We start from the raw sequence: 26,445 nt of genomic DNA on the forward strand, positions 1-26,445 counted from the left end.
CCCAAGCGCGCGACTCACGTACGCAACTCACGTACGAATGGAAGAAAGCGAGAAACACCATATGCCATTCAGGATCGCAGTCGACGCCGGAGGCACCTTCACCGATGTCGTCGTATCCGGGGACGACGGACGGCTCGTGCTCGGGAAGAGCCCGACCACACGTGACCGGATCTTCGAGGGCCTCAGCGCCGGACTGGAGATGGCGGCCGAACAGCTGGGCCTCGTGGTCCGCACCATCCTGGAACAGTGCGACCTGTTCGTGTACGCGACCACACACGCCACCAACGCCATGCTGACCGGACATGTCGCCAAGACGGCGTTCCTGACGACGGCGGGCTTCCCGGACACGCTGGTGCTGCGCCAGGGCGGCAAGCAGAGCGCGTACGACTTCACCCAGCGCTACCCCGACCCCTACATCCCGCGTCGGTTCACCTTCGAGATCGACGAGAGGATCGACGCGGAGGGCGGCGTGGTCACCCCTCTCGACGAGGAGGCCGCCCGAGCGACCCTGACCGGCCTGGGCGAGCGCGGATTCGAGGCGGTGGCCGTCTCGTTCCTCAACGCGGTCGCCAACCCGGCGCACGAGCAGGCAATGGGCCGGCTGATCGAGGAGGTGCTGCCCGGCGTTCCGTACACCCTGTCGTGCGCGCTCAACCCGATCGTCGGCGAGTACGCCCGCTCATCCTCGGCGGCGATCGACGCGTCGGTCAAGCCGCTGATGCAGCGTCATCTGCGGGATGTCCGGGCCGACTTGCACGCGGCGGGTTTCGCCGGCGAGCTGCTCGGAGCCTCGTCGTTCGGCGGAACGATGGGCATCGAGGACCTGGTCGAGCGGCCTGTCTACACGCTGAAGTCGGGACCTTCGCTGGCCCCGGTCGCGGCCCTGGAGTACGGTTCCACGCAGAACGCGGAGGTACAGAACCCCGGCCGGGACATCGTCGTCGCCGACACCGGCGGAACCAGCTTCGACGTCAGCCTGCTGCGCGCCGGGCGGATCAAGTTCACCCGTGACACCTGGCTGGGCCCCAAGTACACCGGCCACCTGACAGGCCTGTCCTCGGTCGACATCCGCAGCGTCGGTGCCGGCGGCGGCTCCATCGCCTGGATCGACGCGGGCGGGCTGCTGCGCGTCGGACCGCAGAGCGCAGGCTCCGAACCGGGACCTGCATGCTACGGACGAGGCGGAACACTCCCGACCGTCACCGACGCCGCGGTCGTCCTCGGATACATCGACCCCGAGTTCTTCCTCGGCGGCCGCATGAAGATCGACGTCGAGGCGGCACGGCGCGCACTCACCCCGCTCGCCGCCGAACTCGGCCAGTCCCTGGAGCGGACCGCGTACGGCGTGATCACGGTGGCCAGCGAGCGGATGGTCCTGGCGGTTCAGGACATCACCGTCAGCGAGGGCGTCGATCCGCGCGAGAGCCTCATCGTCGCGGGCGGCGGCGCGGCCGGCCTCAACATCGGGCCGATCGCGCGGGAGCTCGGCTGCGGTCAGGTGCTCATCCCGCGGACGTCGGGAGCGTTCAGCGCGTGCGGTGGACAGTTCTCCGACGTGGTACAGGAGGCGTGGCGCACACACGAGTTCCTGTCGACAGACGGGTCGACGGATGCCGTGAACGCCGTCCTCGACGACATCGACGCCGAACTCGACGCGGTGGCCCATCGGTTGCGGCAGCGCGGCTTCACCGACTTCGCGCGGACGTATCTGGTCGAGGCCCGATACCCAGGCCAGTTCTGGGAGCTGGAGGTCGAGCTCGACTCGCCCCGGCTCAAGGACGAGGCCGACGTGGCCGCACTGCGGCGCGCGGTCGGTGTGGCACACGAGCGGGTGTTCGCCGTGGCCGGCCAGGGCGACGTCGAGTGCCTGGTGTGGCGGGGGCGGCTCACCGCGAGGGTGGAGCGGCAGTCCGGCGGCGACAGCGCGGCCGTGGTCTCCACCCGGCCCGGGCCGGTGCCGGACCGCACCCGTGCCGGGTACTTCGGCGACGACCGGCCGCTGGACGTGCCGGTCTTCCTCGGCGATGGTCTGGCGCCCGGTCACCGGATCGAGGGACCGGCACTGATTCTGGAGCCCACCACGACGATCGTCGTCTACCCCGACATGTTCGTGGAGCTGACCGCTCAGGGTCACTACCTGATGCAACTCGCCTGAGCACCGCGACCACTTGCCACCGCCCATGAATTCCGACCTTGAAAAAGGAGCGCTCGTGCAGTCCACAGCAGGAGCAACGCACCAGACGACAACGCCCAAGGCGATACGGATCGACCCCGTTCTCCTCTCGGTTCTCTCGAACCGTTTCGAGGCGATCGTCCGCGAGATGTCACACACCCTGCAGAAAGCGGCCTACTCGACCCTCATCAGCGTCTCACGCGATTTCTCCTGCGCGATCGTCACCGCCGACCAGCAACTCCTCGCGTCCGCCGAGGGACTGCCCGTACAGAACTACGGGGCAGACATCCAGACGCGCTCGATGTGCGACCTGCATGCCGACCTCGCTCCGGGTGATGCCTTTCTCCACAACGACCCGTACCTGGGCAACTCTCATGTGCCGGACCTCGGCGTCCTGGTTCCGGTCTTCGCGGGCGGACGGCATCTGTTCACCGCGGTCGCCAAGGGACACGTCGTCGACTCCGGCGGGCCCTATCCCGGTGGTGAATCCCTCGACGCCAAGGACGTCTACGCCGAAGGAACGCTGGTCTTCCCGGCTGTCCGGGTCGAGCGGGACTATCAGGAGATCGAGGACATCACGCGGATGGCACGCGGGCATGTCCGCTTCCCGGACCTCTGGTACGGCGACTACCGCGCGATGCTCGGCGCCGCCCGCACCGCCGAGCGGCGTCTGGGCGAACTGGTCGACAAGTACGGCGCCGAGGTGATCGAGCAGGCGGCCACCGAGTGGCTCGACTACTCGGAACGCATGATGGTCAACGAGGTCCGCAAGATCCCCGCGGGCCGGATCAGCGCCGACGGCCGTCAGGATCCGCTGCCGCCCGCGCCCGACGGCATCCCCCTGCACGTCGAGATCAGCGTCGATCCCGTGGACGGCTACATCGACGTCGACCTCCGCGACAACATCGACTGTGTGCCGGCCGCCATCAACGCCTCGGTGGCCGCCACCCTGGCCGCGGTTATGCAGGGCGTCTTCAGCGTCGTCGACCCCGGTGTCCCGCACAACGCCGGGTCCTTCCGGCGGGTGCGCGTGCAGTTGCGCGAGAACTGCATCGTCGGCATCCCCCGCTTCCCCGCGTCCTGCTCCCTGTCGACGTCCGTCCCCACGAACCGGGTCATCAACCTGGTCCAGTCGGCGTTCGCCCAGCTCGGCGAGGGCTGGGGGGTGGCGGAAGGCGGCGGGGACCTGGGCGCCTCGTACCCGGAGATCACCGGGCACGACCCGCGCCGGGGCACCGACTACCAAGCGTTCTTCCCCGTCGGCAACAACGGCGGCCCCGCCTCCCCGCACGCCGACGGCTGGCTGACGTACTCCATCCCCTGTATCGCGGGGCTGCTCTACCGCAACAGCGTCGAGATCGACGAGCGGCGCTTCCCGGTCCACTACCAGATGCTGCGGATCACCGCCGGCAGCGGCGGCGCGGGCCGCTTCCGGGGCGCCCCGACCGTCGAAGTCGGCTTCGGCCCGCGCGCGGAGCCGATGAACGTCGCCTCCTTCTCGGACTGCTACGAGACCCCGGCGCGCGGTGTGCGCGGCGGCGCCGACGGCAGCCGCGCAGCGAGCTACCGGGTCACCGCCGCCGGCGACCGGGAGGCACTGCCCGCGTCCTTCTCCATCGATCTCGCACCGGGCGAGTACGTACTCGGCCACGCGGCAGGCGGCGGCGGGTACGGCAACCCGTTCGAGCGGGACCCCCAGGCCGTGCTCGAGGACGTCGAGGAACGCTGGATCCCCTTCGAGGACGCACGCGAGGTGTACGGGGTGGTCCTGCGTCGCCAGGAGACCGGCGATCAGTACGCGTACGTACTCGACAGGGAGGCGACAGCACAGCTGCGCGAACGTCCCGCCGGGGTGAGCGCCGGCTGAGGACGGCGTACGCGACAGAGGGCGGCACCGGCGGCAGGCCGCTGCCGCGCTCTGCTTCCTCGTACCGCCCTTCTCCACGAACGGGTCCCACCCACCACCACGAAACGGAGTCATCGTGCGTGCTCATTTCTCCCGCCGTGACCTCATAGCCGCCACAGCCGCGGCGACGCTGACGGCCGGTGCCACCACCGCGACGGCCGCCCCGAGACGACGCTCCGCAGCCCTTGTCATTCACAACGCCCGCGTGTGGACGGGCCATTCGCACTCCCACCAGCACCGTATGCACGTCGACGAAGCGATCGCGGTCGGCCGCGACGGCACCGTTCTCGCCACCGGACCGTCCTCCACCGTCCGCCGCTTCGCCGGCCGCGACACCGAGACCATCGACGCCCGCGGTGCCACCGTTCTGAGCGGCATCATCGACGGGCACGCCCACCCGACAGGGGCGGGATCCCGCTCCCTCAATCCCTCCCTCCACAACGCGACCCACACCGTGGCCGAACTCCAGGAGATCCTGCGAGGATTCCTGGCCGCGAGCGAGGACCAGGAACCCGACGGCTGGCTGGTGGTGGAGGAGTGGAACACCGTGGGCCTGACCACCGGAACCCAGCCCCACCACCGCATTCTCGACACCCTGCCCACCCGCCGCCCGATCGCACTGATCGGCGTGGACGGCCACAACACCTGGGCCAACCAGCGGGCCCTCGACCTCGCCGGGATCACCGCCACGACCCCGAATCCGGTGGGCGGGGAGATCGTCAAAGGCGGCGACGGCGAACCGACCGGTCTACTCAAGGACGAAGCCGTACGGCTGGTGGGACGGCTGATCCCCGAGCCGGACGAGGCAGCACTCCTCGACGCCTGCGCCAAGGCGTTCGCCTCGGCGGCGGCGCAGGGCGTCACCACGTTCATGGACGCCCGCGTGGACGCCGCACGACTGGACATCTACGCGGGGCTCGCGCGCACCGGTCGACTGCCGCAACGCATCGTCCCCGCCGTGTGGCTGGACACCGAGCTCATCAAGGACCCTCCGGCGGCCCTCGCGTACGCCGGCGGCCTGCGCGAACAGTACGAGGACGTCCCCGGGCTGCACTTCGGCACCGCGAAGGTCTTCCTGGACGGCGTCATCGAGCACCCCGCGCAGACCGCTGCCCTCCTGGAGCCCTACCTCGACGAGAACGGCCGGCCCACCGGTGAGCTCGGAGAGCTGCACGCCAGCGCGTCCGAACTCGGCCGACTCACCAGCGTCTTCGACCGTGCGGGCTGGCAGCTGCACGCGCATGCCATCGGCGACCGCGCCGTACGCACCGCGCTCGACGCCTTCGAACAGACACAGCGGATCAACGGCCGCAGCGACAACCGGCACACCATCGCGCACCTGGAACTCGTGCATCCCGACGACTACCCGCGCTTCGCCCGACTCGGCGTGCTCGCCTGCATGCAGCTCCAGTGGGCCGTGCGCAACGAGTGGACCATGGAGTCCCTGCTCCCCTACATCGGCCCCGACCGGCACCGCCGCCTCTACCCGGCCCGCAGCCTGCAGCGGCACGGGGCGTTCCTGTCCGGGGGTTCCGACTGGCCGGTGGACCCGCTGCACCCCCTCAACCAGATCCGTACGGCCGTCGACCGGTACGGCGAGGCCGGCCGCGACTCCCTCTACCCGGAACTGGAGAGCCTCGACCGCACCACGGCCCTGCACATGCACACCGCCGCCTCCGCCCATCAGTTGCGACTCGATCACCTCACCGGAACCCTCACTCCGGGCAAGGCCGCCGACCTCGTCCTCCTGGACCGCGACATCACCCGCGGGCCGGTGACGGAAATCTCCGAGGCGAGAGTACGGCTCACCTTGGCCGGCGGCACGCCTGTCCACGACGCTGAGGCCACCGCCTCGTCGTCGGGGACAGCGGCGGCCACCAGCGTGCCCCGGTCTCACACCGGCGCCTCGCCCTCGCGCCCCCAAGACCGCCATGCGGCGTGCGGCTGCGCGTAGCAGCAGGAGCAGGCGGACCGCCCGCCGCTCCCCCTCGTCATCCGCTATGCGGAGTCCCTCCGTGCGCAGCCGTCAGCAGCAGAAGCCAAGACGCACCCCACCAGTTTCACCAGGCTGGCGACATCTCGCCCAGTTCGGGGATTCCGCATAGCGGAGGAGATCCACTGATGGGTTGTGGCCCGCGGACCCGGACAGCTTGAATTTCCTCACGGCCACCACGGGCCGCACACCCGGGGGCCGAACTTCCCCTACGCCCCTGCGCCCTTCGCCCTCGGACGGGCAGCAGGTACGAAACCCACGACGCGCGAGCGACGGCCCACGGCCGAGCTCCAGCACGTCCTCACTCCGATTCGACGATCAGGAGGGACGGAGTATGCCCAATAGATCCGCACCGTCCGAGAACCCCCTGCGCCGGGTGCTGGCCGCCAGCGTCATCGGGACCACCTTGGAGTGGTACGACTACCTGGTGTACGGCACCTTTGCCGCCTTGCTCTTCAACAAGCTGTTCTTTCCGTCCCTCAGCCCGCTGACCGGAACCCTCGCAGCCTTCGGCACCTTTGCCGTCGGGTTCCTCGCCCGGCCCCTCGGCGGCATCATCGCCGGCCACTACGGGGACCGGGTGGGCCGTAAGTCGATGATGATCCTCACGATGCTGCTGATGGGCGCCTCCACCACGCTGATCGGCTGTGTTCCCACCTACGACTCGATCGGCGTCGCCGCCCCCGTCCTCATCGTTGTCCTGCGCATCCTGCAAGGATTCGCCATCGGCGGAGAACTGGGCGGATCGGTCCTCCTGGCCGTGGAATACGCGCCGCCGGGCCGACGGGGCTTCTACGGCAGCTGGCCGTCAATGGGAGCGTTCGCGGGTCTGTTCCTGTCGATGCTGGTGGCCATTCCCGTGACGGCACTCCCGGACGAGCAACTCCTTTCCTGGGGTTGGCGCATTCCCTTCCTGGCCAGCATCGTTCTGGTCGGCATCGGGATGTTCGTCCGGGTCGCTCTCGCAGAGACCCCGGCCTTCTCCGAGGTGCGGGAATCCGGGACCGAGGTACGGCTACCGATTGTTGAGGTGCTACGCCGTTCACCGCGCAATGTCCTACTCGCGGCAGCCGCCTACATCCCGAACAACGTCACCACCTACATCGCCGTCGTCTTCATGCTGTCCTACGCAACGGACGACCTCGGTGTGCCACGATCCCTCTACATCACCGCAGTGCTCATCGGGTGTGTATGCGGGGCGGCAGCGACGCTGTTCTTCGGTTCGTTGTCCGATCGCTACGGACGGCGTCCCGTGTACGTCGCCGGAGTCGCCGCCGTGGCCTTGCTGACTTTCCCGCTGTTCTGGTCCGTGGGAACCGCCACACCGGTATTCGTCTGCGCCGGCGTCACGGTGTTCTTCTTCGCCAAAGGCGCGATCCTCGGACCGCAAGGTGCCTATTTCACCGAGCTCTTCGGCACCCAGGTGCGCTACAGCGGCGCCTCACTCGGGTACAACCTCGCGGCCATCCTGGTGGGAGCACCTACGCCGGCGATCGCCACTGGCCTGCTGGCCTGGTCCGACGGCGCGATCTGGCCAATCGTGCTCTACGTCGTCGCCCTCTGTGCTCTCGCCGGATGCGCGGTGTGGTTCGCCAAGGAGACCGCACACCACTCCCTTTCGCCTGCCGGCGCCACGAAAGCACCGGCGATCGCCGAGTGAGGCACGACCTCCCTCCGCATGCCTCCCCACCCCCTTTCCTCCCTTCCTCACCAGACAGGACAACACGACCGTGCGATACGTCGACACCGACGATGAGAACAAGCCCGCCTTTCCCTTCGCGCCGGGCAACGACAAGATCAGCCCGGAACGGGTTCCTGCCGCCCGCTGCCCCCACCTTCCTACGGTGAACAGCGTCGACGAGCTGCTGCCGTACTTCGAGAACGTCGCGCGGCGCCCCTACAGCCCGGGGCTGTGGCCCGCCTGGGGCCTGGAGAAGGGCGAGCGGGTTCTGCTGCGCGTCACCAACTGGCACCACCCGATGGTGGTCGAGGCCGCCCGGCTGACCTTCGAGAAGTTCGAGGTCGACTACAAGATCGAGGTCGAGGAGAAGGGTCCGATCCCCATCTGGGAGGGCCATGACGAAGTCGAGTACTACCTGGCACGCACTCCCGAGCTGGCGCGCTGGATGGACGAGTGGGAGGAGTTCGACCGCGTCGGCACCTACGACAAGATCATCATGGGATACGGCGGCCCGATCCTCCGCGAGCGCAAGACCAAGATCCAGCGGTTCCCCTTCATCACACCCGAGATGGTCGCCTCGGCCGCTCACGCGCTGCCCGCCGAGCTTCTCACCGCGATCGACGAGTGGACCTGGCGTGCCGTCCGCGATGCCAGGACGGTACACATCACCGACCCTGAAGGCACCGACCTGCGGTTCACCAATCACGACGCGTACTGGAACCAGGGCCGTACGGCGTTCAACCGAACCCACGTCAAGCGGTCTTACTCCAACAATGTCGCCTACGGCGAGACATACCTTCCCGGGCACATCTGGGGCCGCCCGCACTTCCACATTCCGCAGGAGGACGGCGAGGGGGTCATCGCCGGGACGATGAACCACATCGCACCATATCCCCGCATGGAACTCGAGATCAGTCAGTCGAAGATCGTCGAGATTCGCGGCGGAGGTGAGTTCGGCGAAAAGCTCCGCGCGGTCATGGAACAGACGAAGGACGTGCAGTACCCGGGTTACAACACCCCGGGAATCATGCAGTGGTGGGAGGCGTCCATCGGCACCAACCCCAAGGTCCACCGCCCCCGCGAGGGATACGCGCAGGGCTACAACTGCGGCCTGTACGAACGCACTCGCAGCGGCATCATCCACATCGGGTTCGGCACCGTGATCTCCGCCGACACCGAACGCCAGGCCGCCCGCGAGGGAAAGACCGTCGGCCACTGGCACGTGCACCTCAACTACCCGACGTACATTGCCGAGGGCACCCCCGACGGCGACCGTGTCGTCATCGAGAACGGCCGGCTGGGAGCCCTCGACGCCCCTGAGGTCCGCGAGATCGCGGCGAAGTACGGGGACCCGGACGAACTCCTGCGCGAGGACTGGATCCCGGCGGTTCCCGGCCTGAACCTGCCCGGCGACTACGACCGAGACTATGCCTCCGACCCGCTGGACTTCACCCTGACGGAACTGGACATCTGCCGGAAATGGCACCCGCTGTTCATGCGCATGATCGGCGCTGGACAGGACAGCCCGTCATGTCACTGACAACGCGGCAGCCCCGTTGGACCGGATGGCTCGGTTCTGCCCTGGCGGTGACCAGCGTCGGCCTCCACCTGGCGATGATTCGGGGGCATGGCGACCACGTGTCCCTCTCGGTCGCCGTGACCATCATGTCCGCGGCCTGCTTGTACTGCGGTGTCGAGCTGTGGCGGGCGCCGACAGCACGTGTTTGGCTCGTCGTAGGCGGCATGAACGCCGGCATGGTGCTCAGCCACCTCGTCGCCTCAGGCCTGTGGACCAGAACGACGGCACTGTCACCGCATGCCGAGCATCACATGCAAGGGGCGCCGGACACCGGTGCCGCCGGTCTCCCCGTGCTGGGAGGCTCGGAGGGACTTCTTGGCATCGCCACTCTTGTGGCGCTTATGGAGATCACGCTGGCGGCCGCAATCGTCGTCCGGGCCTCGCACGCCCATAGGGCCTCCTGAATGCCGAGTGCTGTCCCGCCCAGGGACTGATCTCTGCCACCGCAGATGGCAGGCGGAAAGCTCTTGGCTGCTCACCAAGTCGGCCATGCTCGACGGTCGATCCTGATCGTGCGCGCCGAGATCGTCGATGACGACAAGACCGAGGCGGGCTGACCATGGAGAAGTAACGACTGCCGGTCACAGACCTCACGCTGCGGCGCCTGCTCGAGGAGCGCACGGCCGACCTGCAGCGGGGTCAAAGCTGAGTACGACAACCACCGCAAGCAGGTACGGCGAGACCGCATGGCCGTGCGGGAGATCGCCGTCGCCAACGTCTTGCGCTCCGTGCTGCCCGTGCTGGATGCCGTCGACCACACCCTCACGCACGAGCCGCCGACACCAGGCCTGAACGACACGGGTCTGCTGCAGAGTTGGGGGGCGAATCGATGCAGCCGGGCTCCTCCAGCTTGGCGGGAGTCGAACGGGTGACGCTAACCGCGCCGATGCCGTGGATCGGCCAGTATGGCCAGCCGCAGTTGCAGTCTCGCAAGGGCACGATACTGACGCGAGGGCGATGTGATCAGGCAGGCGGTGGCAGACCGGCGACACATCGAAGCTCCGGATGGTACAGGCGATTTGAGAGGTCACCCGCGCCAACCGGAGCTTCGTTGCCTGCGGGGCGGGACAGCCGGCAGACATCACACCACCGTGACCTGCGGCTTCGCGCCATCATCAGGACTTTGAAACAGCCCTACCCTGTGGGGGCGAGGGCGTTAGTGCCTCTCATAGGCATCCAGGCGTCCGCACATTCCGAACTTGCCGCGCGTGGAGGGCAGGGCGGAGTGCACGGCGGCGCCTTCGAGGTGCCCGGTGTCACCCGCGGTGAGCCGATTCAACTGGTGGCCGGTCGCGGCCGATGCGCGGGCGGCGCCACGCTCCCACCGTATACGCCACGAGTCGAGCCGATGCCGGACGAGGGCAGCGGAGTCGTCGTGAAAAGCTGCCAGTTCTTCCGGATTTTCGCGCAGGCGAAGGAATCCCTCGATCGCGAGGTCGCGGCGGGCACGCGCCACGCGTTCCTGCTCAGCCTCGGGTGCATCGGCGGGGATCGCTGTAGCGGCCGCGTAGGTCTCCGGGGCACGCAGGTAGTCGGGCGGAAGTGTGAGCACGGCGTCACCCGCCTCCGGCAATCCGCTGTTCTGCATGAGGACGACCATCTGCAGCCGGCCGTCTTCGTTTATCAGCCGATGGATGGTGCCTGGGGTGAACCACGCGACGGTTCCCGCTTCAAGCGGTGTCTGTGCGAATCCCGAGGTGGTGAGTGTCTGGACGGCTCCATGGCCGGCGGTGACGACATACCCCTCGCTGCACGTGAGGTGCATGTGCGGGGTGCCGCCGCACAGTCCGTCGGTGGCCTCCCAGTTGTACACGGACAGGTGTGAGACGGCGACGCCCCCAGGCAGGCCGTCGAAGGTCGGTCCGGTTGCCGGGGTCACCACGGGTGCTCCGCGAGGTACCTGGCGATCTCGGCCCGCTCCCATGCGCTGTCCGCGATGACGACGCGGTAGCGACGGGTGAGCGTGGCGCCAGGTTCCAGGATCAGTTCGTCGTGGAAGGCGAGTGAGGGGGCAACCGCTGCGATCGGATCGTTGCGCACGAACCAGTGCGCCGGGTGGAGGCCGTGTTTCCCCGAGTCGTCATTCTCCGGGGCGTGTTCGAAGACGAGCGTGGCGTGTCCGTCTCGCCCCGGGTCGTGCACCGAACGGCCACAATTATGCGACTTGCTTGTTTTCTTCGGCGCTGCCATGCCCGAGGGGAGCGTCCCGTGTCCGATCCGACGCCCGTGTTCGACGACCTGCGCGAGGAGAGCGAGGAACTCGACCGGCTGGTGGCCGAGTTGAGCGCCGAGCCGTGGGCGCTCGCCACCCCGGCGCCCGGCTGGAGCGTCGCCCACCAGATCGCGCATCTCGCCTGGACGGACCATTCGGCGCTGCTGGCCGCGACCGACACGGACGCCTTCCACGTCCTGGTGGAGAAGGCGCTGGTGTCGCCGGGCTCCTTCGTCGACGACGGTGCCGAGGAGGACCGCTACGCCGGGACCTACCTCGGCAAACGCGAACTACGCGCGCTGGTCGTCAACCCCCGCCTCCAGGTCTACGAAGACCCGAAGGCGTTCCTGACCTGCAACCACTGCAGCCCTGGCGCACGAAACTTTCAAGATCTCTCCGGACCCGCTGCTGATCGACAAGATCCGTGACGTGGTCGGACTGTATCTCGCCCCGCCGGCGAACACGGCTGTCTTCGCGGTCGACGAGAAACCGCAGATCCAGGCCCTGGAACGGACAGCGCCGGTGCTGCCGATGGTGCCGGGCACCCCTGAGCGCCGCAGCTTCGGCTACGTCCGGCACGGCACCGTGGACCTGTTCGCCGCCCTGAACACCGCCACCGGCAAGGTGATCGGGAAGCTGTCCGCACAGCACCGCGCGGTCGACTTCCTCGACGAGATCGACCGCCAGACCGATCCCGGCCTGGCGGTCCACGTGATCTGCGACAACCTCTCCGCCCACAAGGCGCCGGTGGTGCACAAGTGGCTGCTTGCGCATCCCCGGTTCCGCCTGCACTTCACCCCGGCCTACTCGTCCTGGATCTACCAGGTCGAGTGGTGGTTCGCGGAGCTGGAACGACGCTGCCTTGAACGCGGCGTGTTCTGCTCACTTGATGAACTGAAGACCGGGCTCGAAGAGTGGATCAAGACCTGGAACGAACAGGCTCGGCCCTTCAAGTGCGCCAAGACCGCAGATCAGATCATCGACCGCATCTGCCGCTACTGCCGCTACTGCCGCTACTGCCGCTACTGCCACAGGATCTCCGGACCGGGCCACCAGGGCGCGTGGGGCACGGCGCGGGTGAGGGGTTGGAGGTCGCCGTAGAGGGCGGCGTGCAGGGCGGCGGCCAGTTCGCGGGCCCGTGGCTCGTTGGCCACGTCGTGCAGGTCGAAGGTGACGGGGCCGGCGGAGGAGTCGGGGCGGATCTCGTGGGAGTGGATGAGGCGGAGGACGGCCTCGCGCACCGCGTTGTACACGGTGGGGTCGATGGTGTGCTGCGGGGCGGTGAGCGCGTCGGCCTTGACCGTCCACCGCGGGTTGGGCCCGCCCTGTTCCTCGACCGCGATGAACACGACGCGCTGCTCCTTGGCCGCCTTGCAGGCGGCCTCGAATGCTTCCAGGCCGGTCGCGTCCGGGATCTGGTCGGCGGGGCAGGGGATCGGCAGCGGCTCCATGACCAGCATCCTCCCAGGAGGTTGAGGAGGCTTGTGTGTTGACGTGGAGCGTGTCCGTGCGGCAGGCCGGACGTTGAGACGGTGCGCGACAAACGGCTTCCGGCTCCCCCTCCCCCGGACCGTGCGACCCAGAGCCCTGGTCTGCCCCCTTTCAGGGCGTGGCCAGGGCTCTGCGCTGGGGGCGGTGTTCCTGCCAACCGGCCGAGATGATGAACTGGTGGGGCTGCCCAAGCGGCGGGGCCCCAACCTCGCTGCCACCAACGCAGCCTAGAGCGAGGCGCCGACGGGCGCCTCGCGGCTCTCGGGGGAGCGGTGCGGGCGCGGTGGGGGCCACGCCCGCACCGCGCGGACGACGCCTTTGCCGCAACCACGAGCCGAACGGCCACCCTCGGCGTCCGGATCACCGGCCCCAGCATGGCCCGCTAGCGCGATGCGACCCGCCGAGAGCCGCCATGAGCTGCGACAACGCCGCCCAACTGTCACCCTGGAGCCGGACAGCCCCGCGCCAGCCCGCCGGGACCACGTACGGCCGAACGACACGGCAAGCGGAGGCCCTCATGCCGATCAGTCACAGCGTCGACGGCGACACCCTGCACGTGACCCTGCACCACAGCCTCGACGTCCACACCCGGGCCGCGGCCGCCGCAGCGATCGAGGCCCTCGTCCACACCCACGGGCCCCGCCACGTCACCGTCCAGGTCCCCGCTGGGGAACCCACGCCCGCCACGCTCAGCGTCATCGTCCGCGCCCACCGCATGTGCCAGAACCTCGACATCCCCCTCAGCCTGACCGGAGCCACCACCGCCACCCAGCGCCTGTTCACCACGAACACCGCCTAAGGGCTGCCCCGTAAAAGATCGTTGGGGTCAGTGGTGGGCTATCCCATGACCGCTCGGGCCACGTCGAGAAAGGCCAGTCTGTTGTCCTCCAGGTAGTCGCGCACGCTCTCACCGTCGGGCAAGCCTTCCCACACGGTCCGGTTGAGGTCGAGGAAGTACTTGCGTGCCGCGTCGTGCACGGGCAGCGGAAACTGGATACGGATCAGCCGTTCCACGACCCAGAGTCTGTTCATGGAGTCTCGGGTCGTGAGGAACCATGGGGTTGTGTCGTCCCACTCGTGCGGCCGGCTGGAGGCCGCGCGCTCCGCCTCGGCCCCCACCTCGACGAACCGCTCCAGCAGCGTAAGCCGCTCCGCACGCCGGGCCTCCGCCAACTCGGTCTGCTGCCGCCACTGCTCCGTCCGCTCAGCCGACCGCTGCGTCGCAAACTGGACGAGGAAGGACAGCGCGCCACCGAGCGCGACGCCGCCCAACGATATGAGTGACACCCAAACTTGACCAGACATGATGGCTATCGTTCCACGCTGTCGATCTTTAAGTGCCGCCTCTCAGACTCTGCAGATCGGGCAGGCCTCCTACTTCCTCGGCACCGACGGCTCGCCCGCTGCCGCCAAGCCGTATGTCCTGCTGCGCGAGGCCCTCGCCCGCCGCGACTCCGTCGCCATCGTCAAATACGCCTTCCGCGACCGCGAACGGCTCGGCATGCTCCGCGCCCAGGGCGACACACTGGTGTTGCACGGCTTGCGCTGGTCCGACGAAATCCGCGACCACGGTGCGGGCCTGGCTCCATCCGCGAGCCCGACGGTCGACGAGAAGGAGCTCCAGGCCGCTGTTGACCTCGCCGACGCGCTCAGCGTCGACAGTCTCGACCAGATCCCCGACCTGACCGACCACTACCGTCAGGACCTGCTGAACCTCATCGACGCCAAATCTCAGGGCCGCGCCCCCGGACCCGGCACCGAGCCCGCCCAGTCCGCTCCCGCCGTCGACCTCATGGCCGCCCTCAAGGCCAGCGCAGAACGCGCGAGAAAGGCCCGCCTCGACCAGGAGACACCGGCCGATGCACACGCGCCGGATCTCCCCAAGAAGAGCTCTCCGCCGAAGAAGAAGGCCACAGCGAAGAAGGTGAGCGGCACGACGGGCACCGCGAAGAAGTGTGACCAGGATGGCTAGTTGGCGTCAGGCAATGTGCGTGACCTGCACTGATGCCAAGTAGCTTCAGCGGCTGGGGACCCGGAATCAGCGAGATAGTTGGCACTTTGGTACAGCGCAGGTCACGAGGAGCGTCGCTCCAGCTGGACATCGCACCCGCGCCGTGGGAGCGGTAGTACCAGACCTTGACCGAGCCGCCAGGCAGCCGTTCCTTGAGCATCAGCCCGGTGGGGGCGTCGCGTCGCTGTCACGGGTGGCGCGTACGTCGATGCCTTCGCCGCGCAGTTCGCGGACCACCCGGTCGCCGACGGAGTCCGCACCGAGTCGGCCGGTCCAGACGACAGGGGTTCCCAGGCGGGCCAGTGCCACGGCGACGTTGCTCTCCGCGCCGCCTATGCCCAGGGCCATGTGGGAGATGTGCGGGAGGTAGCCGGTGTCCGTGGCGGCGAGCAGGCCCATGGTTTCGCCAAGTGTGACGGCGTAGCCCTGTGCGGGGGTCATTCGCGCACCTGCGCGGTGGCGTCGGCCGGGTCGGTCAGGTCGCGGTCGACCGTCTCCGGCGAAAGGCGTACGGCAATCAGGCTGATGAGGCCCATGAGCATCATGTAGACGGCGACGGGGATCCACGAGCCGGAGAACGCGGTGACGAGCCCGGCGCAGATCAGAGGCGCCACACCACCGCCGAGCACGGACGAGAACTCGCGGCCCAGGGTGACCCCGGCATACCGGTAGCGGGCGCCGAACATCTCGGGAAAGTAGCTCATCTGGACACCCACTGCGCCGTGTGCGGCGAACACGAAGCCCAGGACCATCACGACGACGACGGCCGTGGTGGATCCGGTGCTGAGGGCGATGAAGCAGGGTGCGGGCAGGACGATCAGCGCACTCATGATGGCGGTGGAGACCGGGCGGCGGCCGAAGCGGTCGGAGAGCCGGCCTGTGCACAGGGCGGCGACGCCGCCGCACAGCGCGCCGATGAGCAGCACCTGGGGCACGAGAGCGGGGTCCACACCGATGGTGGTGATCAGGTAGGAGGCCATGAACACCTGGTAGGTGTACGACTGCGAGCTGACGCCGAGGCTCATGAACATCACCAGGAGCAGCGGCCGACGCCCGCCGCGCAGCACCTCGCCGACGGGGGATGCGGGCTTGGCCTGCTGCGCCTTGAGTTCCTCGAAGACCGGGCTCTCGTTGAGTTTGCGCCGGATGATCAGTGCGCCGCCCGTGACCAGGAGGCTGCTGGCGAAGACCACGCGCCAGCCCCATGTCATCAGGTCGTCCTCGGGCAGCAGTTGGACCAGCGCCCAGGCGGCGGCGCCGAGCGCGGTGCCGAGGGCGGCGCCAGTCATGACCATCGCGGCGAAGACTCCGCGATGGCCCTTGCGGGCGGTCTCGGTGAGCAGGGTGGAGCCTCCGGACTGCTCCGCTCCGGCGCCGAAGCCCTGTGCCATCCGGCAGAGCACCAGCAGGGCGGGGGCGAACGCTCCTGCCTGGTCGTAGGTGGGCAGTAGTCCGATGGCGAGCGTGGAGCCGCCCATCAGCAGGAGGGTGGCGACCAGCACCCATTTGCGTCCGAGCCGGTCGCCGTAGCGGGAGAAGAAGAGGCCGCCGAGCGGGCGGGCGGCGAAGCCCACGGCGTAGGTGCCGAAGCTGGCGAGGACGCCGACGGCCGGGGATGATCCCGCGAAGAACAGCTGGCTGAAGATGAGGGCCGACGCGGTGCCGTAGATGACGAAGTCGTACTGTTCAAGAGCGGTGCCGACCAAGCCGGCGAGGGCGGCTCGGCGGACTGTGCGGGGGTCCGGCGCGGTCTGCTCGGTGGGGGCCGCCACGGGTGCTGCGGGCGCGGTGGAGTCCATCGTCCATGCCTCCTTGGATGGATGGGGCTCTGCGGGATGGGGACGTGGGGGGGGCGGTCAGCTGGAGCTGTCGCCGGGTCGGATGACGACCTTGAGGTGCGTGGGGTCGGTGGTGGGCGCACGGAGGGCTTCGGCCGCGCGGTCCAGGGGGAAGCGGCCGGTGAGGACGGCGGCCAGGTCGACACTGCCATCGGCGGCGAGAGCGATCGCGGTGGGGAACGCGTGCGCGTACCGGAACGCGCAGACCAGGTCGATCTCGAAGCGCTGGAGATGGGCCAGGGGGAGGCCGTCTACGGTGGGGGACGCTTGGCCGACGACGGTGGCGCGTCCGCCGGGGCGCAGCGTGTGCAGGCCCTGCCAGAGCGCCGCGGGGTGGGCCGAACACTCGAGGAGGCGGTCCATCCCCGTGAGGTCGAGGTCGTCGCGGGCGGTGTTCACCGTACGTGTGGCGCCCAGCTTGCGGGCCTGCTCGAGGCGGGCGTCGTTGACGTCGGTGACCACAACCTCGACGGCTCCGGCGGCGCGGGCCACCTGGCAGCACAGGATGCCGATGGGTCCGGCGCCGGTGATCAGTACACGGTCGCCGAACGCCACTTCGGCGCGGCGCACCGCCCAGACGGCGACGGCCAACGGCTCGATGAGCGCACCGAGTTCTAGCGGCAGGGCGTCCGGGAGCTGATGCACGCCGCGGCCGGGGACGACCAGGTGGGTGGCGAGGGTGCCGTGGGTGGGGGGCGAACCGAAACAGGTCCCGGTCGGGCAGAGGTTGTAGCGGCCCGAACGGCAGGTGGCGCACGTGCCGCAGCCCACAGCGGGTTCGACGGCGACGCGAGTACCGGGTGCCACCGTGGCGGACGCCCCGGCTGCGACGACGGTGCCGGACGCCTCGTGGCCGAGGGCGGTCGGCTGCCGCAGAACATTGCGCCCGTTGCGGCCATGGGCGAAGTAGTGCATGTCGGAGCCGCAGACGCCTACCGCGTCGACGGCGACGAGCACGTCGTCCCTGCCGAGTGGCCGCAGCGGCATGTTCTCGATGCGCAGGTCTTCGGCGGCGTGCAGAACGGCGGCGCGCGCCGTGGTGGGCAGGGATGGAGAGGCTGTCATGAACTCACATCCTTGTGAGAAGTGGTGAGGCCCCGAGCGGAAAGGATCAGGGCTTGCAGGCTGCTTCGGCGGCTGCAGCCAGTGGACCTCGCGCGTGGATGAGGTCGAAGAACTCGCCGACCCGTGAGGCGAATTCGGGGTGCTGAGGCAACTCGTCGCCGAACAGGCCGTCGTCGAGGACCGCGGCGGCGAAGGACGGGCCGCCCCCGGTCCGGACACGCAGGTGGGCGAGGCGTTCGCGGGCCGGGTCGATCATGGCGGCCGCGTGTTCGCCCGGATCGAATCCGGCCGCCGGGGCAAGGCAGCTCAGATACGCGGCGACGGTCAGGGCGAGATGGTGAGGCATCCTGCCGGCCCGCAGATGGAGCAGGGCGGGACCGGGGATGCGCTGGCGCAGTTTGACCGAGCCGTCCGAGCCGACCTGCCGGGTGCGATGTCCGAGCGCCGAGTTGGACCAACGAGTGAAGAGCTGGGTCACGTAGGCGTCGAGATCCACCTCGTCGGGAACGGTCAGGCTCGGCAGGTACTCGTCCCACAGGACCGCGCGGGCGGCATCGGTGACGAAGGGCTGCGCCGTGGACTCGGGGATGGTGTCCCGTCCCGCCAGGGCGCCCAGATAGGCGATGAGCGAGTGGGTGCCGTTGAGCAGCCGGACCTTGAGCAGCTCGTACGGTTGGACGTCGTCGGTGAACAGCGCGCCCGCAGCCTCCCAGGCCGGGCGGGATGCGGCGAACCGGTCCTCCAGGACCCACATGGTGAATGGCTCAGCCGGTACAGGGACCTCGTCGCGCAGTCCGAGCGCCTCGGCGACGGCCGTGCGCTCCGCGTCCGTCGTGGCCGGGACGATGCGGTCCACCATCGTGTTGGGGAACGCGACGTTCCCGGCGGTCAGCCAGGCGTCCACCTCCTCACGCTCACCGGCCGGCAGGTGGGAGATGAACTCCTCGACAAGACGACGGGTGTGATCGCCGTTGCCGACCAGGTTGTCGCAGCTGACCACCGTGACCGGAGCGCCATGAGTGGTGGCGCGTTCCTGCAGGGCACGCACGATGCGCCCCAACGTGGTCTGCGGTGCGGCGCGGTTGCCGCGCAGGTCGGCACGGACACCGGGGTGGTCGAGGTCGAGGCCCCCGGTGCGGGGCGAGTACGTGTAGCCGTTCTCCGTGACCGTCAGGGACAGCACACGCGTACCGGGGGCGGCGAGCGCCCTCTGAACCTGCTCCGGTTCGCGGGCGGCTACGAGCACTCCGGTGTGAACGGCCGGGATGATGCAACGCGTGCCGTCCGGGGACACCTCGGCGACGGTGTAGCGAAGGTCCTGTGCGCGCAGCGCGTCGGCGACCTCGGTGGAGCGCCCGGCGACACCGAGGATGCCCCAGGGGCCTTCTTCATGTGCCAGGGCGGCGCCGGTGTAGACGGCTTGGTGGGCCCGGTGGAAGTTGCCGAGGCCGAGGTGCACGATGCCGGTGTCGGCCGGGGTCAGGGTGCGGTGGTGGAGCAGCGTGCCGGACGGGGAGGTGGCGGCGTTCAGCCGGGCGGCGCGGGTGAGGGCGGTGGTCATGGGGAGTACATCCTTGCGGCGGGCGGGGTCACCAGTCGGTCATGGAGCCGTCGCGCCGGCGTGCCACTGGCAGATAGGCCGGCTCGTATGCGTGGCGGGCGGCGAGTTCCTCGTCGACCTCGATGCCGAGACCGGGTGCGTCACCCGGGTGCAGGTGACCGTCCTGATATGACCAGGAGTGCTGGAACACCTCGTGCACGAGCGGCTCGTAGCCCATGTACTCCTGGATGGCGAAGTTGGGCGTGGCTAGGCCGACATGGAGCGAGGCGGCCAGAGCGACAGGGGATACGTCCGAGGGGCCGTGCGGGCCGAGCTTGATCTGCCAGATATCGGCGAGAGACGCAATCCGGCGCAGGTGACTGATGCCCCCGGCGTGGGTGACGCAGCAGCGCACGTAGTCGATGAGCTGCTCGGTGATCAGCGCCTGGGTTTCCCAGACGGTGTTGAAGACCTCACCGATGGCGAGCGGAACGGTGGTCTTGGCGCGGATGGGGCGCAGGACCTCCTGGTTCTCGGCCGGTGTGACGTCCTCGAGCCAGAACAGGTCGATGTCCTCGAGCGAACGGCCGAGGCGCGCCGCCTGGTTGGGCGTGAGGCGGTGGTGAGCGTCGTGCAGGAGCTTGACGTCCGGACCGATGTGGGCGCGGGCGGCCTCCAGCGCCTTCGGCGCGTGGCGCAGATAGGCGTCGGTGTCCCAGACCTCTTCGACGGGGGCCACTCCGCGCCCAGCCGGCTCGTACCCGGCACCTTCTTTCGTGACGCCGTAGACGACATCCAGGCCGGGGACTCCGGTCTGGGCCCGGACTGCCTGGAAGCCGTCGGCGAGCCGGGCGTCGATGGAGTCGAGGAGCTGCGGGACGTCCCAGCCGGTGGCGTGGGTGTAGGAGAGGATCCGATCGCGCACCGCTCCGCCGAGCAGTTGGTAGACCGGCAGGCCGGCGGCCTTGCCCTTGATGTCCCACAGGGCCAGGTCGACGGCGCCGATGGACGTCATGGTGACCGGGCCGCGGCGCCAGTACACACCGCGGTAGAGGTACTGCCACGTGTCCTCGATACGGGCAGGGTCTCGACCTATGAGCAGCGGGGCCAGGTGGTCGCGGAGGTAGGAGGCAACGGCCAGTTCGCGGCCGTTGAGCGTGGCGTCGCCCCAGCCGACGAGACCCTGCTCGGTGGTGATCTTGAGGGTGACGAAGTTGCGGGTCGGACTGGTGACCAGGACGTCAACGGCGACGATGCGGTCGGGCTTGCTCATCAGGGGCGCTCCACGATGTTGGTGAGTTCCTCGCCCGCGGCGAGGCGCCGGATATTGGCGGCGATGTCGGCCGCGCGGCCGGTGAACGTCCGGCGCGTCAGGCCGCTGGAATGCGGGGTCATCAGGACATTGGGCAGCGTGTGGAAGGGGTGGCGGCTGGGCTGCTGCCGCTCGCCGGGCGCGGACGGGTAGGCGTACCAGACGTCGAGCGCGGCGCCGCCCAGGCGGCCGGAGCGCAGTGCCTCGTACAGTGCGTCCTCTTCGACGACCGGTCCGCGTCCGACGTTGATGAGGACCGACTCGGAGTGCAGTCGGGCGAGTTCGGGTGCGCCGATCAGGCCTTGGGTGGCTGCGTTGAGCGGTACGGCGACGACCACGACGTCGCTGCGGTCGAGGAGATGCGGCAGATCGTCGACGGAGCCGGACCATTCGAGGCCCTGGGCGCCCGCGTCCACCTCGCCGCGCCGGGTGACGGCTATCCCGCGGGCCCCGAAGGCGCGGAGCAGCTGCCAGGAGCGGGCGCCGATGTGTCCGAAGCCCACGAAGCCCACGGTCGCCCCCGCGAGGGTGGGCTGCCATCCGGCCTCGTCCGGCGCGTACACGGGGCTGAGCCAGCGGCCCTCGCGCAGGGCAGCATCCTGGCGCAGGAGTCCGCGGCGCAGCAGGGCCGCGGCGGCGGCCACGTACTCCGCCATGGAGTCCTCATGGTGGTACGTGCATGCCACCTTGGTCCCGAGAGGGAGCGCGGAGCGGTCGATTCCGTCCGTGCCGGCCCCCGCGGCGTGGACCAGACGCAGCCGCTCGGCAGACCGGGCGGTGGCGGCCGTGCAGGTCCCGGACACCAGGACGTCGGCCTTGGCAACGGCCACCGTGACTGCGCCGGGATCGGCCGGGTCGACCCACTCGACCGTGCTGCCGGCGGGGAGCTGACGCTCGAACTGCGCTCGCAGAGGAGGGAGGTTGGCGTCGGCCACGACGATGTGTATGCCTTCCGTGCTCATGCACGGCCTCGGGCTGCAAGCTGCTGGCACATGGGTTGTTCCTCCGGGGCGTGGGTTCAGGAGTGGGCGGCAAGGGTCGGGGCGGCTGCGCGTACTGGGCCCGTGGAGCCACGCACGTGCAGTTGGGCGGCCAGTCGCAAGGTGTCCGGCCGAGTGCGGTCCGGGTCGGAGAGCGCGTTGGAGATCCGTTCCACCGCGCTCGTTGCGGCCCGTGCCATCGGGACGGCGACGCTGGTGAGCGCCGGGTGCGAGACCTCCGCGAACGGAATGTCGTCGAAGCCGACGACGCTGAGATCTTCCGGAACACGTACGCCGAGGGTGCGGGCACCGGCGAGGATGCCCAGGGCCACCAGGTCGTTGTGGGCCAGTACGGCGGTGGCGCCCGAGGCGAGCACACTCGCCGCGGCCGCTGTACCACCGGCCACGGTTTCCGACTGCCGCCCCAGCAGGTCGAGTTCAAGCCCAGCCCGCGCCGTGAGGTCGCGGGCAAGGGCGACACGGTGCGCGTTGGACCAGGAACGCGTGGACCCCTGGACGTAGGCGATCTTCCGGTGGCCGAGGGCCGCCAGATACTCGATGGTCTGGCGCAGCCCTTCACTCGCGTCGGCAAGTACGCAGTCCGCCTGGTCCGTCTCGCGGTTGACCAGAACCACCTGGGTTTCACCGCACAGTCCGATGACCTCGTCGGCGTCGAGGCGCGGAGAGCAGACGATCAGTCCGTCCGCGCGCTGCCGCAGATGCGCGATCAGCTCTCGCTCTCGCCCGGGATCGAAGTCGGTGTCTGCCACGACGACGGCCAACTGGCGGTGCCAGCCCTCGCGTTGGGCGCTCTTGATGAAGGAGCCGAATACGGGGTTCGCCACATCCGGCACGATCACCGCCACGGTGTGCTGCTGGGAGTCCCGGCCCGGGCCACCGTTGACGCGGCTCTGGGCTTCGTATCCGAGTTCCCGGGCGGCTTCGACAACCTTGCGCAAGGTTTCCGGTCCCAGGCGGTCTGGATCGTTGAACGCGCGGGACGCGGTGGACAGTGCGACGCCCGCTTGTTTGGCCACGTCCGTGAGGGTGGGGGCCACTATGCCTCCTGAGGGGTACCGCGAGGCTGCGTTGCCTCTGGCCACATGCTCGGCAATGTTGCGCAATGTTGTCAAGAGTTTGCCGAGAGGTGAATGAACGGTTTCCCCCGCTCGCACTCAGGGCAGACGGCGGACGCGGTGCCGCGCAAGAAGCTGACGCCGGGCTGCCTCGGCGCGGCGGGAGCCGAACCGCAAAGCGCGAGAGGCCGCGGCCAGCTCCGACGTAATGCGCGTCTGACCTTGCGGTTCGCGGATGACGCCGTACGAAAAGATCCTCGCCCACATCGCCGCGTCGGGTTGACGGGGCAGTCCTCCGGGTGAAGTTCCCCCTCTGAGCTGGACAGCCTGATACTGGGACGACAGGTCCCGGAGGAAGCAGTTCCAGGTAGTGAGCAAGAAGAGCAACACGAGCAAGCGGTACACGGCCGAGTTCAAGCGGGACGCGGTCGCGCTGGTCTACTCGTCGGGGAAGACGGTGACCGAGGTCGCCCGGGAGCTCGGGGTGAGCCCGGAGGGTATGCGGAACTGGGTGAACCAGGACAAAGCCGACCGGGGCAAGGGGCCGGCTGGTGCGCTGACCAGCGACGAGAAGGAAGAACTGCGTCGTCTGCGGCGGGAGAACAGGGAACAGCAGCAGACGATCGAGGTCCTGAAAAAAGCCGCGGAGCCCCGAGGGTCACAGCCGCGCTCCGCAGGGGCGGGCACCGTGTCAATCACAAGCGTGTCGAGCGGCTGATGCGTGAGCACGGCATCAGCGGCATCACCCGTAGACGGCGTCGCGGCCTGACCCGGGCGGACCGCAACGCGATCGCGTCGCCGGATCTGGTGGGCCGGGACTTCACGGCCGCTGAGCCGGGCACGAAGCTGGTCGGCGACATCACCTACCTGCCCACGCTGGCCGGCTGGTGGTATCTGGCCACGGTGATCGACCTGGCTACCCGCGAGGTCGTCGGCTACGGGATGGCCGACCACCACCGGGCCGGCCTCGTCGTCGACGCCCTGCGGATGGCCGCCGGACGGGGCGCCCTGAAGGAGGGCTGCATCGCACACTCGGACCGCGGGGCGGAACTTGGACTCAATCGGTCGTCGCAACACCAACTACCTGGAGAGATAGTAGGTGCTCGTTGAGGGCCTCGGAGGGTGTCTTCCATCCGAGGGTTTTGCGGGGTCTGTTGTTGAGGGTGGCTGCGACGGCTTGGAGCTCGTCGGCGTCCCAGCGAGACAGGTCCGTGCCCTTGGGGAAATACTGGCGCAAGAGACCGTTCGTGTTTTCGTTGGTGCCGCGCTGCCAGGGGCTGTGGGGATCGGCGAAGTAGACCTGCAGCCCGGAGTCGATGCGGAGTTGGGCGTGTTGGGCCAGTTCCGTGCCGCGGTCCCAGGTCAGTGACCTGCGCAGTTGCTCGGGCAGCGTGGTGATGGTGGCGGTGATCGCGTCCTTGACGGCCCGGCGCCCCGGCCGGCCAGCGCGGGCCCGTTCTTGGTGCGTGATTCGGTGCCGAAGCCCTCCATCCGGGGCAGGTGCAGCAACATCGTGAACCGCGTGCTGCGCTCGACCAACGTGCCGATCGCGGACCGGCCGGTCCCGATGATGAGGTCGCCTTCCCAGTGCCCCGGGACGGCGCGGTCTTCGGCCTCGGCGGGCCGTTCACTGATCAGCACGTCGGCAGTGACGTGGCCACGGACGCTCTGCCTGGTGCGCTCCCGGGGGACGCGCAGTGACCGTCCGGTGCGCAGGCAGGCGACCAGCTCGCGCTTGAGTGCTCCGCGTCCTTGCACGTAGAGGGCCTGGTAGATGGCTTCCGGGGAGATGCGCATGGATTCATCTTCGGGGAAGTCCGCAAAGGTCCGGGCTGGCCAAGGGCATCCCGAGCCGTAGCCCCTCGATCTTGCGCCGAGTGCGCCCTGCTCAACTGATGGAGCCCGCCCGGCTGGAAGAGGCGCGGACGCTCCGGGCGGGGCTCTCGCTGATCCTCGCGCGACCCCGCTGGCCACCGCATGCGCGACCCGGCCATTCGAGTGACCATGCAGATATGGCCCGCGGTCTCGCCTACTCGGATGCGGATGTGCTCGACTCCCTGCGCCGCGCAGACCTGCCAGATACGGACGAACTGCTCGACGATCCGTACTGGGTGAACCACTACGAGGCGGCTTAGATCGTCGAGCACGCGCGAGCCAGGCATGGGAATGCCCCTCCACAGAGGGGGCATTCCCATGACCGTCCACAGGGGTTTTCCCTGGTCAGAGCACCTCGCGTGTGCCGCTCGGCAGTTCGGAGCGGATGCGACGGACGGCGAGGACGGTGGTGTCGTCGGTGAGGCCGTGTGCTGTGTGATGTGTGGCGGCGTCGCGAATGTGGTGGACGAGGCGCTTCGGCTCGATGAGGCCGGGGTCCTTGGACAGGACGGCGTCGAGGTGTTGGGACAGCGGGAAGAATGTGCCGTTGTCGTCGCGGGCCTCGGTGACACCGTCCGAGACCAGCAGGAGGGTCTCGTCCGCCGCGAGGCGGGCGATGGTGACTGGTGGACGTGTGCCGCCGAGGTCAAGCAGGCCCAGAGGCAGCGTTGCGGATGATTCCAGGGGGCGGACGCCGCGGACGCTGACGGCCAGCGGCTGGAGGTGGCCGCAGTTGACAAGCTCGATCCGTTCCTCGTCCTCTTGATGTGCAGGGAAGGCGATGAGTGCCGCGGTGGCGAACCGCTCACGGTCGTCGTGACCGAGGGCGAGCTGGTGGTCACGGTGGCGGGTGAGACGGCGGTCCATGCGCAGGGCGACTTCGGCCAGGTCGGGTTCATAGTAGGCCGCTTCGCGGAAGCTTCCGGCCAGGGCGGCGGCGGTGGCAACGGCGCCGAGGCCCTTGCCCTGGACGTCGCCGAGGACGAGGCGCGTGCCGTGTGCGGAGGGCTGTATGTCGTAGAAGTCGCCGCCGACGCGTGCGGCGACGTCCGCGGCAGTGTACGAGGCGGCCTGTTCGAGTCCGGCCCACTGTGACGGGAGCGGTCGCAGGACGGTGCGGCGGGTGGTGCGGGCGACGTGCCTGATGTGGGCCGCGCGCTGTTGGGCCTGTACGCGGTGGGCGCATACTGCGATGGCGCCCAGTGCACTCACTGCGATGAGGATCAGGCCCGGCCAACCGGTGCTGTAGGTGTTGTCGTAGGGCACCTCGTCGCTGAGGTACACGGCCACGCACAGGAACGCATAGGCCACGGTGACGCGGAGACTGCACAGCAGTGCGGCCAGGCCCGGGACAAGGACGATCCACAGGATCGTGTGGAAGTAGGCCGCGGTCGTCCAGTCGAGGCTGAGGATGATGAGCAGTACCAGTGCCGGCAGCGTGGGTGCGATGGCGGCACTGAGATGCGGCTGGCGGCGCGTGGTCTTGTCGGTGTCCTCGGCGAGGCGGCCGGTGGCAGGCCGATGTGCCCGCAGCCTCTCGTCCAGGTCGGCGACCTGGAACGGTATCCCCCGACTCCTGTTTGTCATTCAACTAGTGAATCATGGGTGACAGGTCCGACAAATAGGTAGAAAGTCCCTGATCTGACAGTGAGGTGTAGGGCTGGCGGGCGCCGATCCGAGATGCCTCGACCCTTGAGGCTACCTCTGGGTCGA

22 protein-coding genes and 5 pseudogenes are annotated in these 26,445 nt (G+C 68.9%); 14 read left to right on the forward strand and 13 right to left on the reverse strand.

Annotated elements, in window-relative coordinates; all coding sequences use genetic code 11:
• The first annotated feature begins 61 nt into the window (after nucleotides 1–61).
• From ACFC96_RS13490 to ACFC96_RS13515, 6 genes are all read left to right on the forward strand, one after another.
• Nucleotides 62–2,155 carry a hydantoinase/oxoprolinase family protein gene (locus tag ACFC96_RS13490; RefSeq protein ID WP_376612228.1) on the forward strand — a complete coding sequence of 698 codons (2,094 nt, stop codon included), beginning with the start codon at nucleotides 62–64 and terminating at the stop codon, nucleotides 2,153–2,155.
• Nucleotides 2,156–2,210: 55 nt separating this feature from the next.
• Nucleotides 2,211–4,040: a hydantoinase B/oxoprolinase family protein gene (locus tag ACFC96_RS13495; protein ID WP_376612230.1), complete on the forward strand. Its 1,830-nt coding sequence runs from the start codon at nucleotides 2,211–2,213 to the stop codon at nucleotides 4,038–4,040.
• Nucleotides 4,041–4,320: 280 nt separating this feature from the next.
• On the forward strand, nucleotides 4,321–6,033 hold the full coding sequence (locus tag ACFC96_RS13500; protein WP_376612232.1) for an amidohydrolase: 1,713 nt from the start codon (nucleotides 4,321–4,323) through the stop codon (nucleotides 6,031–6,033).
• A 415-nt stretch (nucleotides 6,034–6,448) separates the two neighbouring features.
• Nucleotides 6,449–7,732, forward strand: coding sequence for an MFS transporter (locus ACFC96_RS13505; RefSeq protein WP_376612234.1), 1,284 nt, complete (start codon nucleotides 6,449–6,451; stop codon nucleotides 7,730–7,732).
• A gap of 70 nt (nucleotides 7,733–7,802) precedes the next feature.
• Complete coding sequence (locus ACFC96_RS13510) at nucleotides 7,803–9,293, forward strand: hypothetical protein (RefSeq protein ID WP_376612237.1); 1,491 nt, start codon at nucleotides 7,803–7,805, stop codon at nucleotides 9,291–9,293.
• A gap of 47 nt (nucleotides 9,294–9,340) precedes the next feature.
• A complete protein-coding gene (locus ACFC96_RS13515) occupies nucleotides 9,341–9,736 on the forward strand; it encodes a hypothetical protein (protein WP_376612239.1) in 396 nt (131 codons plus the stop codon).
• 752 nt (nucleotides 9,737–10,488) lie between these two features.
• On the opposite strand, the gene ACFC96_RS13520 is transcribed toward ACFC96_RS13515, so the two are convergent.
• Together ACFC96_RS13520 and ACFC96_RS13525 are read right to left on the reverse strand one after the other, a co-directional pair.
• On the reverse strand, nucleotides 10,489–11,145 hold the full coding sequence (locus ACFC96_RS13520; RefSeq protein ID WP_376612240.1) for a cupin domain-containing protein: 657 nt from the start codon (nucleotides 11,143–11,145) through the stop codon (nucleotides 10,489–10,491).
• A gap of 62 nt (nucleotides 11,146–11,207) precedes the next feature.
• Nucleotides 11,208–11,462: pseudogene (locus tag ACFC96_RS13525) on the reverse strand (DUF6807 family protein); the annotation flags it as partial.
• A 78-nt stretch (nucleotides 11,463–11,540) separates the two neighbouring features.
• Between ACFC96_RS13525 and ACFC96_RS13530 the strand changes: the two are divergent.
• Nucleotides 11,541–11,798: pseudogene (locus ACFC96_RS13530) on the forward strand (maleylpyruvate isomerase N-terminal domain-containing protein); the annotation flags it as partial.
• Between the two features lie 175 nt (nucleotides 11,799–11,973).
• Entirely contained in the window at nucleotides 11,974–12,645 is a 672-nt protein-coding gene (locus ACFC96_RS13535; RefSeq protein ID WP_376612242.1) for an IS630 family transposase, read from the forward strand.
• Here the strand turns inward: ACFC96_RS13535 and ACFC96_RS13540 are convergent.
• Entirely contained in the window at nucleotides 12,567–12,995 is a 429-nt protein-coding gene (locus ACFC96_RS13540) for a hypothetical protein (protein WP_376612244.1), read from the reverse strand. The two genes, ACFC96_RS13535 and ACFC96_RS13540, sit on opposite strands and share 79 nt — an antisense overlap.
• A 557-nt stretch (nucleotides 12,996–13,552) precedes the next feature.
• Between ACFC96_RS13540 and ACFC96_RS13545 the strand changes: the two genes are divergently transcribed.
• On the forward strand, nucleotides 13,553–13,834 hold the full coding sequence (locus ACFC96_RS13545; RefSeq protein WP_376612246.1) for a hypothetical protein: 282 nt from the start codon (nucleotides 13,553–13,555) through the stop codon (nucleotides 13,832–13,834).
• A 38-nt stretch (nucleotides 13,835–13,872) separates the two neighbouring features.
• On the opposite strand, the gene ACFC96_RS13550 is transcribed toward ACFC96_RS13545, so the two are convergent.
• Nucleotides 13,873–14,340 (reverse strand): hypothetical protein, encoded by a 468-nt coding sequence (locus ACFC96_RS13550; protein ID WP_376612248.1) that lies wholly within the window; start codon nucleotides 14,338–14,340, stop codon nucleotides 13,873–13,875.
• A 1-nt stretch (nucleotide 14,341) separates the two neighbouring features.
• Between ACFC96_RS13550 and ACFC96_RS13555 the strand changes: the two genes are divergently transcribed.
• Nucleotides 14,342–15,007: a Ku protein gene (locus ACFC96_RS13555; protein ID WP_376612249.1), complete on the forward strand. Its 666-nt coding sequence runs from the start codon at nucleotides 14,342–14,344 to the stop codon at nucleotides 15,005–15,007.
• 198 nt (nucleotides 15,008–15,205) lie between these two features.
• On the opposite strand, the gene ACFC96_RS13560 is transcribed toward ACFC96_RS13555, so the two are convergent.
• Genes ACFC96_RS13560 through ACFC96_RS13590 form a run of 7 tightly spaced genes read right to left on the reverse strand, consistent with a single transcriptional unit; the run spans nucleotide 15,206 to nucleotide 22,818 of the window.
• Nucleotides 15,206–15,487 (reverse strand): PfkB family carbohydrate kinase, encoded by a 282-nt coding sequence (locus ACFC96_RS13560; RefSeq protein WP_376612251.1) that lies wholly within the window; start codon nucleotides 15,485–15,487, stop codon nucleotides 15,206–15,208.
• Nucleotides 15,484–16,845: an MFS transporter gene (locus ACFC96_RS13565; protein ID WP_376612253.1), complete on the reverse strand. Its 1,362-nt coding sequence runs from the start codon at nucleotides 16,843–16,845 to the stop codon at nucleotides 15,484–15,486. The genes ACFC96_RS13560 and ACFC96_RS13565 overlap by 4 nt, the downstream gene beginning before the upstream one ends.
• Nucleotides 16,846–16,902: 57 nt before the next feature.
• On the reverse strand, nucleotides 16,903–17,949 hold the full coding sequence (locus ACFC96_RS13570; protein WP_376612255.1) for an NAD(P)-dependent alcohol dehydrogenase: 1,047 nt from the start codon (nucleotides 17,947–17,949) through the stop codon (nucleotides 16,903–16,905).
• 46 nt (nucleotides 17,950–17,995) lie between these two features.
• On the reverse strand, nucleotides 17,996–19,510 hold the full coding sequence (locus ACFC96_RS13575; RefSeq protein ID WP_376612257.1) for a mannitol dehydrogenase family protein: 1,515 nt from the start codon (nucleotides 19,508–19,510) through the stop codon (nucleotides 17,996–17,998).
• 28 nt (nucleotides 19,511–19,538) lie between these two features.
• On the reverse strand, nucleotides 19,539–20,762 hold the full coding sequence (manD, locus tag ACFC96_RS13580; RefSeq protein WP_376612259.1) for a D-mannonate dehydratase ManD: 1,224 nt from the start codon (nucleotides 20,760–20,762) through the stop codon (nucleotides 19,539–19,541).
• Complete coding sequence (locus ACFC96_RS13585; protein WP_376612261.1) at nucleotides 20,762–21,763, reverse strand: 2-hydroxyacid dehydrogenase; 1,002 nt, start codon at nucleotides 21,761–21,763, stop codon at nucleotides 20,762–20,764. Before ACFC96_RS13585 ends, manD begins: the two co-directional genes overlap by 1 nt.
• Before the next feature lie 56 nt (nucleotides 21,764–21,819).
• Nucleotides 21,820–22,818: a LacI family DNA-binding transcriptional regulator gene (locus tag ACFC96_RS13590; protein ID WP_376612263.1), complete on the reverse strand. Its 999-nt coding sequence runs from the start codon at nucleotides 22,816–22,818 to the stop codon at nucleotides 21,820–21,822.
• A 409-nt stretch (nucleotides 22,819–23,227) separates the two neighbouring features.
• Between ACFC96_RS13590 and ACFC96_RS13595 the strand changes: the two are divergent.
• The 3 genes and pseudogenes from ACFC96_RS13595 to ACFC96_RS13605 all read left to right on the forward strand — a co-directional run.
• A pseudogene (locus ACFC96_RS13595) lies at nucleotides 23,228–23,449 on the forward strand (transposase); the annotation flags it as partial.
• Nucleotides 23,365–23,562 (forward strand): annotated as a pseudogene (locus ACFC96_RS13600) (hypothetical protein); the annotation flags it as partial. The pseudogenes ACFC96_RS13595 and ACFC96_RS13600, both read left to right, overlap by 85 nt.
• 12 nt (nucleotides 23,563–23,574) lie before the next feature.
• Nucleotides 23,575–23,967 carry a DDE-type integrase/transposase/recombinase gene (locus ACFC96_RS13605; protein ID WP_376612265.1) on the forward strand — a complete coding sequence of 131 codons (393 nt, stop codon included), beginning with the start codon at nucleotides 23,575–23,577 and terminating at the stop codon, nucleotides 23,965–23,967.
• Here the strand turns inward: ACFC96_RS13605 and ACFC96_RS13610 are convergent.
• A pseudogene (locus tag ACFC96_RS13610) lies at nucleotides 23,915–24,675 on the reverse strand (IS30 family transposase); the annotation flags it as partial. The gene ACFC96_RS13605 and the pseudogene ACFC96_RS13610 sit on opposite strands and share 53 nt — an antisense overlap.
• A gap of 194 nt (nucleotides 24,676–24,869) precedes the next feature.
• Here ACFC96_RS13610 and ACFC96_RS13615 point away from each other — a divergent pair.
• A complete protein-coding gene (locus ACFC96_RS13615; protein ID WP_376612267.1) occupies nucleotides 24,870–24,992 on the forward strand; it encodes a hypothetical protein in 123 nt (40 codons plus the stop codon).
• Nucleotides 24,993–25,077: 85 nt separating this feature from the next.
• Here ACFC96_RS13615 and ACFC96_RS13620 read toward each other — a convergent pair whose 3' ends face one another.
• Nucleotides 25,078–26,319: a PP2C family protein-serine/threonine phosphatase gene (locus ACFC96_RS13620; RefSeq protein WP_376612269.1), complete on the reverse strand. Its 1,242-nt coding sequence runs from the start codon at nucleotides 26,317–26,319 to the stop codon at nucleotides 25,078–25,080.
• Nucleotides 26,320–26,445: the final 126 nt, after the last annotated feature.

It is taken from the genome of Streptomyces sp. NPDC055955, assembly GCF_042270245.1.
GTDB lineage: Bacteria > Actinomycetota > Actinomycetes > Streptomycetales > Streptomycetaceae > Streptomyces.